The organism is Allobosea sp. P2_B12, from assembly GCF_056404835.1.
The window spans coordinates 285,359-296,851 of sequence record NZ_JBFUDG010000006.1; the positions used below are offsets into that span (position 1 = coordinate 285,359).

Annotated in this window: 11 protein-coding genes; 9 read left to right on the plus strand and 2 right to left on the minus strand. The window is 65.4% G+C overall.

The genetic code is table 11. From position 1 onward, the window contains the following. Positions 1-220: 220 nt before the first annotated feature. Positions 221-2,044, minus strand: a complete 1,824-nt coding sequence (gene phaC / locus AC1DYU_RS16830; RefSeq protein WP_476792622.1) for a class I poly(R)-hydroxyalkanoic acid synthase — start codon at positions 2,042-2,044, stop codon at positions 221-223. 118 nt (positions 2,045-2,162) lie between these two features. Here phaC and AC1DYU_RS16835 point away from each other — a divergent pair, with 118 nt between their 5' ends. The 5 genes from AC1DYU_RS16835 (at position 2,163) to glpX (ending at position 7,175) form a co-directional block, all read left to right on the plus strand. Then, a complete protein-coding gene (locus tag AC1DYU_RS16835; RefSeq protein WP_158487203.1) occupies positions 2,163-2,615 on the plus strand; it encodes a hypothetical protein in 453 nt (150 codons plus the stop codon). Positions 2,616-2,823: 208 nt separating this feature from the next. Next, positions 2,824-4,044 carry an LL-diaminopimelate aminotransferase gene (locus AC1DYU_RS16840; protein ID WP_476792623.1) on the plus strand — a complete coding sequence of 407 codons (1,221 nt, stop codon included), beginning with the start codon at positions 2,824-2,826 and terminating at the stop codon, positions 4,042-4,044. 243 nt (positions 4,045-4,287) lie between these two features. Further along, the gene (locus AC1DYU_RS16845) at positions 4,288-4,701 is read left to right on the plus strand and encodes a hypothetical protein (RefSeq protein ID WP_476792624.1); all 414 of its coding nucleotides are present in this window, start codon (positions 4,288-4,290) and stop codon (positions 4,699-4,701) included. A gap of 56 nt (positions 4,702-4,757) precedes the next feature. Further along, a complete protein-coding gene (locus AC1DYU_RS16850) occupies positions 4,758-6,104 on the plus strand; it encodes a homoserine dehydrogenase (protein WP_476792625.1) in 1,347 nt (448 codons plus the stop codon). A 72-nt stretch (positions 6,105-6,176) separates the two neighbouring features. Next, positions 6,177-7,175 carry a class II fructose-bisphosphatase gene (gene glpX, locus AC1DYU_RS16855; RefSeq protein ID WP_054208891.1) on the plus strand — a complete coding sequence of 333 codons (999 nt, stop codon included), beginning with the start codon at positions 6,177-6,179 and terminating at the stop codon, positions 7,173-7,175. 96 nt (positions 7,176-7,271) lie between these two features. Here the strand turns inward: glpX and AC1DYU_RS16860 are convergent, their stop codons facing one another. After that, positions 7,272-7,961 (minus strand): GntR family transcriptional regulator, encoded by a 690-nt coding sequence (locus AC1DYU_RS16860; RefSeq protein WP_476792626.1) that lies wholly within the window; start codon positions 7,959-7,961, stop codon positions 7,272-7,274. A 208-nt stretch (positions 7,962-8,169) separates the two neighbouring features. Between AC1DYU_RS16860 and dctP the strand changes: the two genes are divergently transcribed. The 4 genes from dctP to AC1DYU_RS16880 are packed head-to-tail and all read left to right on the plus strand — an operon-like array spanning position 8,170 to position 11,474. After that, complete coding sequence (gene dctP / locus AC1DYU_RS16865) at positions 8,170-9,159, plus strand: TRAP transporter substrate-binding protein DctP (protein WP_476792627.1); 990 nt, start codon at positions 8,170-8,172, stop codon at positions 9,157-9,159. 24 nt (positions 9,160-9,183) lie between these two features. Beyond that, positions 9,184-9,699 (plus strand): TRAP transporter small permease, encoded by a 516-nt coding sequence (locus tag AC1DYU_RS16870; protein WP_476792628.1) that lies wholly within the window; start codon positions 9,184-9,186, stop codon positions 9,697-9,699. Continuing rightward, positions 9,696-10,991 carry a TRAP transporter large permease gene (locus tag AC1DYU_RS16875; RefSeq protein ID WP_476792629.1) on the plus strand — a complete coding sequence of 432 codons (1,296 nt, stop codon included), beginning with the start codon at positions 9,696-9,698 and terminating at the stop codon, positions 10,989-10,991. Before AC1DYU_RS16870 ends, AC1DYU_RS16875 begins: the two co-directional genes overlap by 4 nt. A gap of 39 nt (positions 10,992-11,030) precedes the next feature. Beyond that, a complete protein-coding gene (locus AC1DYU_RS16880; RefSeq protein ID WP_476792630.1) occupies positions 11,031-11,474 on the plus strand; it encodes a type II 3-dehydroquinate dehydratase in 444 nt (147 codons plus the stop codon). The last annotated feature ends 19 nt before the right edge of the window (positions 11,475-11,493 follow it).

Sequence of the window (11,493 nt, forward strand, 5' to 3'; positions counted from 1 at the left end):
AAAAGCCGGCCTTCGGGCCGGCTTTTTTGTGCCGGGACGCTGGACGCCCGGGCAAACTCAGCCCTCATCCTGAGGAGCCGCGAAGCGGCATCTCGAAGGATGTTTCAGCAGGCACCCGAACTATCTGGAGAATCCTTCGAGACGCGCTCCTGCGGAGCGCTCCTCAGGATGAGGTCTTGTGGGGATGAAGGGCCGAGGCGAGGGCGTCGCAGGCTCCGCTTCACGCCTTCATACGCACGTAAGTCCCAGGCGCATCTTCCAGTGCCGGCAGTTTGCCGCCGCCCGGTTCGCGCGCCGGCACCCGCTCCGGCGCCTGCTTCTGCAGCCATGAAACCCAGTGCGGCCACCACGAGCCGGCATGCTCGCTGGCCACCGCGATCCAGTCCTCATAGGTGCCCGTGGCGGCCCCGCCGGTCCAGTACTGGTACTTGACCTTGGCCGGTGGGTTGACCACGCCGGCGATATGGCCCGAGCCGGCGACGACATAGTCGACCGGGCCGCCGAAGCATTGCGAGCCGATGAAGACCGACTGCGCCGGAGCGATATGGTCCTCCCGCGTCGCAAGATTATAGACCGGTATCGTGACCTTCCCGAGGTCGAGCGTCTTGCCGCCGATGGTCATCTCACCCTTCGAGAGCTTGTTCTCGAGATAGCAGTTGCGCAGGTAGAAGGAGTGGTTCGCCGCCGGCATCCGGGTCGAATCCGAGTTCCAGTACAGCAGGTCGAACGGCGTCGGCGCCTTGCCCTTGAGGTAGTTGTTGACCGCGTAGGACCAGATCAGGTCGTTGGGCCGCAACATGTTGAAGGCGCCGGCCATGCGCGCGCCGTCGAGATAGCCGCTCTTGGTCATCTGCTCCTCGACCGAGCGGATCTGCTCCTCGTCGACGAAGACGGAGAGTTCGCCGGCTTTGGAGAAATCCACCTGCGTCGTGAAGAAGGTGGCGCTCTCGATGCGCGTGTCCTGCGTCGCGGCCATGTAGGCGAGTGTCACGCCGAGCAGGGTGCCGCCGACGCAGTAGCCGATCGCGCTGACGCTTGTCTCACCGGTCGCCTGCTCGATCGCCTCGAGTGCCGCGAAGACGCCTTCGCGCATGTAGCTCTCGAAGTCCTTGGCTGCATGACGCTCGTCCGGATTGACCCAGGAGATGCAGAACACCGTCAGCCCCTGCGCCACGCACCAGCGGATGAAGCTCTTCTCGGCGTTGAGATCGAGGATGTAGAACTTGTTGATCCAGGGCGGCACAATCAGGAGCGGGCGCTTCAGCACGCTCTCCGTGGAGGGGGCGTACTGGATCAACTCGATGATATCGTTGCGGAAGATTACCTTGCCAGGCGTCGAGGCGATGTTGACGCCGACCTGGAAGGCACCCGGATCGGACTGGCGGATCTTGAGTTCGCCATGGCCCGCCTCGATGTCTTCGGCCAGCATCTTCATGCCGCGCACCAGGTTCTCGCCATTCTGTCGCAGCGTCTCGCGCAGCAGTTCGGGATTGGTCGCGATGAAATTCGAGGGCGAGAGCGCGCTGGCGATCTGTTTGACGTAGAAGCGCGCCTTCTCGCGGGTGTGCGGATCGAGGTCCTCGGCCTTGTCGACCATCGATTCGGCCCAGCGCGAGCCGATCAGATAGGCCTGCTTGATGAAGTCGAACATCGGATGGCCGGACCAGTCGGGGTCGGAAAAGCGGGCATCGCGCTTGTCGGGTTCTGCGACGGCCTTGGCTTCCTCGCCGCTGGCGCGCTTGAGCATCGTGCTCCAGAGATTCAGAAAATCGCCGGTGATGGACGCTTGCGCCTCCATGATCTTGCGGGGGTCGGAGACCCAGCTTTCCGCGACGCGGCCGAGCGTCTTGACCATCTCGCTGGCCTCGTCGGCCTGGCCGCCCTTGGCCTCGCCGCGCTCGATCGGCTTGAGATAGGCGGCCGTGGCCTTGCCGTATTCCTCGACGAGGCGGCCCATGTTCTGCGCGAATTGGTCGAAATCCGGCACGGGCACCTCGGTTGAGGCGGTTGCGTCCGCGGGCTTCTCGTCCGCTCGCCGGTTCATCGCGTTCTCCCCGTCGCAGTCTTCTGTGGGGATGCTGTGTGCTCCCCATTTTGGTCCTATTAAGGACGTAGCGGATATCGAGTACAAAGAGAATTCCACAACGCCGCCGGATCACCACATGCCGTTCGACCAGCCGACGAAAAAGCCGTTCCCGTTGCTGCTGCTCCTGGCCACGCTGGGCACGGCCGCGGCGGGCTGCGCCGGTGAAACGAGCAAGGTGGTGGCGGAGGCCGCCGGGATGGCGACGACCGCGCAGGAGGCCAAGCCCTTCGTCCAGGAAACCCGACCGGCCAATCCCGACTACATGCCGATCGGACGGACGTTCCCGGTCGAACCCCTCTGTCAGGGCGAGACCGCACCGCCGCCCTACGTGCCGGGAGGGCAGGCAGCGCATTTCTCGTTTCCTCCGACGCCGGCTGCCAAGCCCGGTGAATGCAAGCCCAGGGCAGCTTTCAAGAAGATCGAGGCCGAGCTGGACGCCAAGCGCGCGGCGAACGAGGCAGCTGGAACCCAGGCCAAGTCGCTCGGCGCAACGCCGCCGCCCAAGCCCGCGCAGCTGCCGACGAACTGACGAAGCCGGCCGCGCGGAGCTCCGCGGACATCGCGTGGCGTCGATTGAATCTTGCGTTTTTCCGGCTGTCGTGACCAAAGATGCGGCGTGAGGGAGCTGCGGCGCAACGATTTTGAGTAGCGCTGGACAGGAAAGGCACCGGAAGGGTGCTGAAAACCGACCTCGCCATATCTTGGATGTGCCGGCTCCGGCGAAGGAACTGTTCGAAATGGCCGATTTTCACCGCATCAAGCGCCTGCCGCCTTATGTTTTCGAACAGGTCAACAAGATCAAGGCTGCCGAACGCGCCAAGGGCGTCGACATCGTCGATCTCGGCATGGGCAATCCGGACCTGCCCGCGCCCAGGCATGTCATCGAGAAGCTGATCGAGACCGCCGGCAAACCGCGCACCGACCGCTATTCGGCCTCCAAGGGCATCGGCGGCCTGCGCCGCGCCCAGGCGCATTATTACGAGCGCCGCTTCGGCGTGAAGCTCAACCCCGAGACGCAGGTCGTCGCCACGCTGGGCTCCAAGGAAGGCTTCGCCAATATGGCGCAGGCCATCACCGGGCCGGGCGATGTCGTGCTCGTGCCCAATCCGAGCTACCCGATCCATGCCTTCGGCTTCCTGATGGCAGGCGGCGTGATCCGCTCCGTCCCGGCCGAGCCGACGCCGGCCTTCTTCCCGGCGTTGGAGCGGGCGATGATCCATTCGGTGCCCAAGCCGATCGCGCTGGTTACCTGCTACCCGGCCAATCCGACCGCCTACACCGCCTCGCTGGATTTCTACCGCGACCTCGTCGCCTTCGCGAAGAAGCACGATCTGATCCTGCTCTCGGACCTGGCCTATGCCGAGGTCTATTTCGACGAGAACGACCCGCCGCCCTCGATGCTGCAGGTGCCCGGTGCGATCGATGTCACGGTCGAGTTCACCTCGATGTCGAAGACCTTCTCGATGGCGGGCTGGCGCATGGGCTTCGCTGTCGGCAACGAGCGCTTGCTGGCGGCGCTGGCGCGGGTGAAGTCCTATCTCGACTACGGCGCCTATACGCCGATCCAGGTCGCCGCCGCGGCTGCCCTGAACGGTCCCGACGACTGCATCCGCGAGATGCGCGACACCTACCGCAAGCGCCGCGACGCGCTGGTCGAGAGCTTCGGCAAGGCGGGCTGGGAGTTCCCGGCGCCGGCGGCTTCCATGTTCGCCTGGGTGCCGATCCCCGAGAAGTTCCGCCATCTCGGTTCGCTGGAATTCTCCAAGCTGCTGATCGAGAAGGCCGAGGTCGCCGTCGCGCCGGGCATTGGCTTCGGCGAGCATGGCGACGACTATGTCCGCATCGCCATCGTCGAGAACGAGCAGCGCATCCGCCAGGCCGCCCGCAATGTCGGCCGCTTCCTGAAGACGGCGGATGAACGGCTCCACAACGTCATCCAGATGCCGAAGGCGGGGTAGGGGTCTCTCGACCAAGGCCTACCCGCGCCGTCATTCCGGACAAGCCGCGTCAGCGGCGCCGCTCCGGAATCCATTGTAGAGTTCGGACCCCTGCGATGGATTCCGGGTCTGCGCTACGCTTGCCCGGAATGACGCTGTGGTGCCTGAGAACGCTGGACCCCATCTCGAAAACATGGGAACCCCTCAGCACGGACAGGCTCGTCCGGTGTGGGGCTCCGGCGCGCTATGTTCAGCAAAGGCCGCATGGTCGCGATCGGTGTCGGCATGTTCGCGCTGATCTGCCTCGTCACCACCTATGATTATTCGCGCGGCCGCGTGCCGCAGACGGATTCAGCTCTCGTCTCCGAGGTCCTGGCTGCGACGGTCGCCCGCGAATGTGGCCGCGACGCGACCGAGATCGTGTCGCGCCACCTGCCGGCCGGCATCGAGCAGGCCCAGGCGGAGAAGATTCTGGAGTCGATCGTGATCGTCCCGCCCAGGCCCTGGTTCTGGACGCCGTCCACCGAGACCGCCACGACATGGACCGGCGACACGCTGGAAGCGCTGCGCACCATCAAGACGACGGCCTTCGGCACCAATCTGCTGCGGATCCACCTGACCTTCGGCGACGGCAAGCTGCGGCGGCTGGCGGCAGAGGTCATCTGCCGGTTCGGTTGAGGCTGAAAAGGGCTTCGCCGTTGACTCGCGGGCCCCCCTCATGCGACGCCGCGACCATGACACATGCGACCGCCCAGACCGCCTCCCAGCCCCTGCGGATCGGCCTTGCCGGCCTGGGAACCGTCGGCGCATCCGTGCTGCGCATCCTGCGCCGGCAGGAGAATGCCCTGGCAGCGCGCTGTGGCCGTGCCATTCGCGTCACCGCCGTCTCCGCCCGTGATCGCACGCGCGACCGCGGCGTCGATCTCGGCGGGCTGACCTGGTTCGATGATCCGATCGAACTGGCCAAGTCTGGCGAGATCGACTGCCTGGTGGAATTGGTCGGCGGCTCTGACGGCCCGGCCAAGGCTGCTGTCGAGGCGGCGCTCGCTGCGGGCAAATCGGTCGTCACCGCCAACAAGGCCCTGCTCGCCCATCACGGCGTCGCACTGGCGACGCTTGCCGAGCAGAACGGCGTGGCCTTGGCCTTCGAGGCCTCGTCGGCCGGCGGAATCCCGATCGTCAAGACGCTGCGCGAGGCGCTGGCCGGCAACAATGTCACGCGGCTCTACGGCATCCTCAACGGCACCTGCAATTACATCCTCTCGCGCATGGAACTCGAAGGGCTGACCTTCGAGGCCTGCCTGAAGGACGCGCAGCGCCTGGGTTATGCCGAGGCCGACCCGACCTTCGACGTCGAGGGCTATGACACCGCCCACAAGCTCGCTATCCTTACGAGCCTCGCATTCGGCACGAAGATCGACGCCGAAGCGATTCATGTCGAAGGCATTTCCTCGATTGCCCCGCTCGATCTGAAGATGGCCGACGAACTCGGCTACCGCATCAAGCTGCTCGGCGTCGCCGAGCGCACCAAGACCGGCATCGAGCAGCGCGTCCACCCGACCATGGTGCCGAAATCCTCGGCCATCGCGCAGGTGATGGGCGTGCTCAACGCCGTGACCGTCGATGCCGACGCGGTGCGCGAGATCACGCTGGTCGGCCCCGGCGCCGGCGGCGACCCAACGGCTTCGGCCGTCGTCGCCGACATCGCCGATGTCGCGCGCGGCACCGCGGGGCTGCCCTTCGGCCTGCCGGTCGCGCGCCTCGAAGCGGCAGTGCGGGCGCCGATGCAGCGCCATGAGGGTGGCTACTATGTCCGGCTCTCGGTCATCGACCGGCCGGGTTCCGCCGCGGCCATCGCGACCCGCATGGCCGAGGCCGAGATCTCGCTGGAAAGCATCGTTCAGCGCCGCTCCGAGGCCGCCGCCGCGCGCGATCCCGCAGGCCGCTCGGGCGCGCCCGTGCCGGTCGTGCTGATCACCTACGCCACCAGCGAGTCCGCGATCCGCGCCGCGCTGGAAAAGGTCTCCGCAGACGGCCATGTCGCCGAACCGCCGCAAGTCATCCGTATCGAACGGGAGTAGGCCATCAGCGCGGCTGGCCTGACGATTGCCTGCCGCCACGCCGCCGACCGCCAAAAACCAGGGAACCCACCCATGTCCGACGATCTCCGCATTTCCTCCTCCCAGATCATCGAGCGCTATCTCTCGATGGAGCTGGTGCGCGTCACCGAGCGCGCGGCGGTCTCGGCTGCGCGCCTGCGCGGCCATGGCAACGAGAAGGCGGCGGACCAGGCGGCGGTCGATGCGATGCGGCGCGAGCTCAACCGCTTGCCGATCGACGGCGAGATCGTCATCGGCGAGGGCGAGCGCGACGAGGCGCCGATGCTCTTCATCGGCGAGAAGGTCGGCACGCGGCAGGGCCCCAAAGTCCACATCGCCGTCGATCCGCTCGAAGGCACCACGCTTTGTGCCAAGGACATGCCCGATTCGATCGCCGTGATGGCGATGGCGGAAGCCGGCAAGCTCCTGAACGCGCCCGACGTCTACATGGACAAGATCGCGATCGGCCCCGGCTATGCCCGCGGCGTCGTCGATCTGGACGCCTCCGCCACCGACAACATCCATGCGCTCGCCAAGGCCAAGGGCGTCAAGCCCAGCGAGATCTCGACGCTGATCATGGATCGTCCGCGCCATGCCAAGCTGATCGAGGAGGTCCGCAAGACCGGCTGCTCGATCCGCCTGATCACCGATGGCGACGTCGCCGGCGTGATCTACTGCACCGAGCCGCACAAGACCGGCATCGACCTTTATCTCGGCATCGGCGGCGCCCCCGAGGGCGTTCTGGCGGCGGCGGCACTGCGCTGCGTCGGCGGCCAGATGCAGGGCCGCCTCATCCTCGACACCGAGGAGAAGCGCGCGCGTGCCCTCACCATGGGCATCACCGATCCCAACAAGAAGTACAGCATGGAAGAGATGGCCTCGGGCGACACCATCGTCTGCGCGACCGGCGTCACCGATGGCGGCATGCTCAAGGGCGTGAAGTTTGGCCGCGACGTGATCGAGACCGAGACCATCGTCTATCGCTCGATCACCGGGACGGTCCGCCGCATCCATGGCGAGCACCGCGACTTCGGCAAGTTCAAGCTCGACTGAGCGCAACGATAGCCGCTGCAGCCGTCCTGCGGTCGGTCTGAGGATCAGCAAAGAGCGGTCGGGCATCCCGGCCGCTTTTTGGACAGAGCGGGCTACTCAGGGTTCGTCGGCGCCATGCGGAAGCGTGCCGCCGACAAGCGTGTGCTCGACGCAGCCATCGACATGGCGCGTCAGCACGGCGACCGCGCTCGCCGTGTCGCGGCGCAGCGCGCAATCGAGCAGGGTCTGGTGCTCCTGCGCCGCGATCTCGCCGCGGAAGATCACCGCCACCATCTGGTAGCGCAGATACTTGTCGTAGATCGCAGCATGGGTCTCGAGCAGCACCTGCGAGCCGCAGGCCGAGATCAGCGCGTGATGGAACTCCCAGTCATAGCGCTTCCAGGTCTCGGGCTCGCCGCGATCCTGCGCCAGCATCCGCCGCTCCATCCGGGCGAGCTTGTGGTGGGCGGCGACGACGCGACCCTCCCATTCCATGTCGCCGGCCTCGAAGGACTGCGCCAGCGCGTGCCCTTCCAGCAGCAGGCGCATCGCCGCGATCTCGCGCAGATTGGTCGCTGAGACGGGCGTGACGACGAAGCCCTTCTGACCTTCCGCCTCGATCAGCCCCTCAGAGGCGAGCCGGTTGAGCAGTTCCCGCAGCGTGCTGACGCTCGCTCCGTAGGCTTCGCGGAGCACCTCGAGCTTCAGCTTCTGTCCCGGAGCGAGCCGACCGAAGATGATGTCAGCGCGGATGCGCCGATAGGCCGTCTCGCCGATCGAAGGGGGCGGGGGCGTGATGCTGAGCATGACTTGGCCTTGGATTGCGCACTCCAACAGGCGGAGGCGCGGTCGCGACGGGCAACCCATCATAGCGGAACGGCCAACGAGATCAAATTATATGGCAAAACAAAAAATCTCATATGAATCTAAGAATCCATGTTGCGCCCTGCGCTACGCGCGGCAATAGTGCGCCTCATAAGGCGGCGTTGCAGTCCGCCTACAGGGGAGGTTCGTCATGGCCATTTCAATCGACAGGCGTGCTTTGATCGCTGGCGGCGCGGCCGTCGCGGCGGCTGGCTTCAGTGGCGGCGCTTTCGCGCAGGCCAAGCCCAATCTGCGCTTCTCGGCGGTGTTCTCGGAGCAGGACATCCGCGCCGAGATGATGAAGCGCTTCGGCGAGGCGATCAAAGAAGACTTCACGCTCCAGCCCTATTACGGCGGCAACCTCTTCAAGCAGGGCACCGAACTGGTCGCCATGCAGCGCAACAACCTCGAAATGGGGAACATCGCGCCACAGGATGTCTCGAACCAGATCCCGGAATGGTCGATCGTGACCTCGGCCTATCTCTTCCGCGACGCGGATCATCTGAAGAAGGTCTTCGCCAGCGATGTCGGCGCCGACCTCAAGAAGGCCGCCGAGGACAAGCTCAACATCAAGATTCTCGGGCCGACCTATTTCGGCGCCCGCCAGGTCGGTTTGAAGCCGAAGAAGAAGATCACCACCCCCGCCGACATGGCCGGGATCAAGCTGCGCATGCCCGGTGGCGATGCCTGGCAGTTCCTCGGCCAGTCGATCGGCGCCAACCCGACGCCGATGGCCTATGCCGAGGTCTATACCGGCCTGCAGAGCGGCGCGATCGACGGCCAGGACAACCCGCTGCCCAACGTCCAGAACATGAAGTTCTACGAGGTCTCGTCGCAGATCGTGCTGACTTCGCACCTCGTCGGCTTCGACCTGCTCTGCGTCACCGACCGGGTCTGGAAGGCGATGTCGCCGCAAAAGCAGGCTGCCTTCCAGGCGGCGGCCGACGCTGCGATGGACTGGAGCGCCAAGCAGCACCTCGACAAGGAGAAGGAACTGGTCGACTTCTTCAAGAAGCAGGGGCTCGAAGTCTATGAGCCCGACGTCGCCGCCTTCCGCGACTTCGCCCAGAAGAAATACCTCGCTTCCGATCTCGCCAAGAGCTGGAAGCCCGGCATGGTCGAGAAGATCAACAAGCTCTGAGCGGGCCGGGCAGGGAGCGGGATGATGGGTCGCCTGAAAGCGCTCGGCGGGTGGTTGTCCCGCCGGGCCGAGAATCTCCTGGTGCTGATGCTCGGCGCGATGTTCGCCGTCTTCATCCTCCAGATCATCTTCCGCTACCTGCTCAACCTGCCGATCGGCTGGACGCATGAGATCAGCGTGATCCTCTGGCTCTGGATCGTGCTGTTCGGCTCGGCCTTCGTCACGCGCGAAAGTGAGGAAATCCGCTTCGACATCATCTATGGCGCGGTTGGCCCACGCGCCCGGCGGCTGATGGCCGTGGTGACCGCCGCCGCGCTGGTGGTGCTCTACACGATCTCCCTGCCGGCAATGGCCGACTACGTCACCTTCATGAAGGTCGAGCGCACGGCCTATCTCAAGCTGCCGTTCAACTGGGTCTACTCGATCTATCTCGCTTTCGCCGTCGCCGCGATCGCCCGCTATCTCTGGCTCGGCTGGCAGGCGCTGCGCGGGACCGCGCCCGAGGCATTCGATCCGACCAAGGCGGGATCAGGCGTATGACCAGCCCGTTCTCGCTCTGCATCCTCGCGATCGTCTCGCTCTCGCTGCTCGGCCTGCCGATCGGCCATGCCATGATCGCGGGCTCGATCTTCTATCTGCTGCTGGCCGGTCAGGACCTCGGCATCGCCGCCGAGCAACTGCTCAACGGCATGTACACGAACTACGTCATTCTCGCCGTGCCGTTGTTCATCCTGGCCGCCGAGTTGATGAATATCGGCTCGATGACCGAGCGGCTGCTGCGCTTCTGCGATGCCCTGGTCGGGCGCTTCAGGGGCGGGCTCGCCCAGGTCAACATCGTCCAGAGCGTCATCTTCGCCGGCATGTCGGGCTCGGCCATCGCCGATGCCGCCGGCACCGGGCGGATGATGCAGGCGATGATGACCAAGGACGGCAAATATCCGCCGAGCTTCGCCGCGGCGCTGACGGCGGTGTCGTCGGTCATCGGGCCGATCATCCCGCCCTCGATCCCGATGGTGCTCTACGCGCTGGTCTCGGACGCGTCGATCGGCTTCCTTTTCCTGGGCGGCGTCATTCCGGGCCTGCTGATGGCCGGCGTACAGATGGGCATCGTCGGCTTCACCGCGAAAAAGCGGAACTTCCCGGTCGAGCCGCCGATCCCGCTGCGGGAATGGCCCGGCATCACCTGGCGTGCCTTCCCGGCACTGATGATGCCGGTCGTCCTGCTCGGCGGCATCTATGGCGGCGCGACGACGCCGACGGAAGCCGCGGCGGTCGCTGCCGCCTATGCGCTGGCGATCTCGGTTCTGCTCTATCGCAGCGTTTCGCTACGCGCCTTTTATACATCGCTCGCCTACAGCGCCCGCACCACGGCCTCGATCGGCATGCTGATCGCCGGCGCGCTGGTGTTCAACTACGTCGTCACGATCGAGAACATCCCCGAGAGCCTGAAGGTGCTGCTCTCGGGCTGGAACATGACGCCGCTCGGCTTCCTGCTCCTCGTCAACGCCATCCTGCTGGTGCTCGGCTGCCTGCTGGAAGGCACCGCGATCCTGCTCATCGTCGTGCCGGTCTTCATTCCCACGGCCAAGGCGCTCGGCATCGACATGGTGCATTTCGGTGTCGTCGTGGTCGTCAACATCATGCTCGGGCTGATCACGCCGCCCTATGGCCTGCTGCTCTTCATCATGAACAACATCACCGGCGTGCCGCTCAGGGACATCGTGCGCGAGTGCATGCCCTTCCTCTTCGCGATGATCGCGGCACTCGCGCTGATCACCTTCCTGCCGGACCTCACACTCTGGCTGCCGCGCCTGCTGGGCTACCAGGGCTGACGGGCGGCGCATTCGATTGAACACATCACAGGTGCTCGCGTGACCAAGCCGATCTACGTCCTCAATGGCCCGAACCTGAATCGTCTCGGCACGCGCGAGCCGCATCTCTACGGCTCGACGACGCTCGCAGAGGTCGAGGCGATGTGCCGGGAGGCTGCCGGCGACACTCCGCTGGAATTCCGCCAGTCGAACCGCGAATACGAGCTGATCGACTGGATCCATGAGGCCATCGACGGCGGCCGCGCCATCGTCATCAACCCGGCCGCCTTCACCTTCACCTCGATGGCGATCCTCGACGCGCTGAAGATGTTTCCTGGTCCGATCATCGAGCTACACATCACCAATATCCACCGCCGCGAGCCGATCTATCACCGCTCCTATGTCTCGCTTGCCGCGACTGCGATCATCGCCGGGCTCGGCGCGCAGGGCTATGCGGTGGCGGTCCGCTCGGCGCTCGATCTGGTTCGCGCGAAGGCGGCCTGACGCCAACATGACGCCAAGT

Coding starts and splice junctions, on each gene's coding strand:
- AC1DYU_RS16850 (WP_476792625.1), top strand. CDS start 4,758: ATGACACATGCGACCGCCCAGACCGCCTCCCAGCCCCTGCGGATCGGC.
- glpX (WP_054208891.1), top strand. CDS start 6,177: ATGTCCGACGATCTCCGCATTTCCTCCTCCCAGATCATCGAGCGCTAT.
- AC1DYU_RS16870 (WP_476792628.1), top strand. CDS start 9,184: ATGGGTCGCCTGAAAGCGCTCGGCGGGTGGTTGTCCCGCCGGGCCGAG.
- phaC (WP_476792622.1), bottom strand. CDS start 2,044: ATGAACCGGCGAGCGGACGAGAAGCCCGCGGACGCAACCGCCTCAACC.
- AC1DYU_RS16875 (WP_476792629.1), top strand. CDS start 9,696: ATGACCAGCCCGTTCTCGCTCTGCATCCTCGCGATCGTCTCGCTCTCG.
- AC1DYU_RS16840 (WP_476792623.1), top strand. CDS start 2,824: ATGGCCGATTTTCACCGCATCAAGCGCCTGCCGCCTTATGTTTTCGAA.
- AC1DYU_RS16845 (WP_476792624.1), top strand. CDS start 4,288: ATGGTCGCGATCGGTGTCGGCATGTTCGCGCTGATCTGCCTCGTCACC.
- AC1DYU_RS16835 (WP_158487203.1), top strand. CDS start 2,163: ATGCCGTTCGACCAGCCGACGAAAAAGCCGTTCCCGTTGCTGCTGCTC.
- AC1DYU_RS16860 (WP_476792626.1), bottom strand. CDS start 7,961: ATGCTCAGCATCACGCCCCCGCCCCCTTCGATCGGCGAGACGGCCTAT.
- dctP (WP_476792627.1), top strand. CDS start 8,170: ATGGCCATTTCAATCGACAGGCGTGCTTTGATCGCTGGCGGCGCGGCC.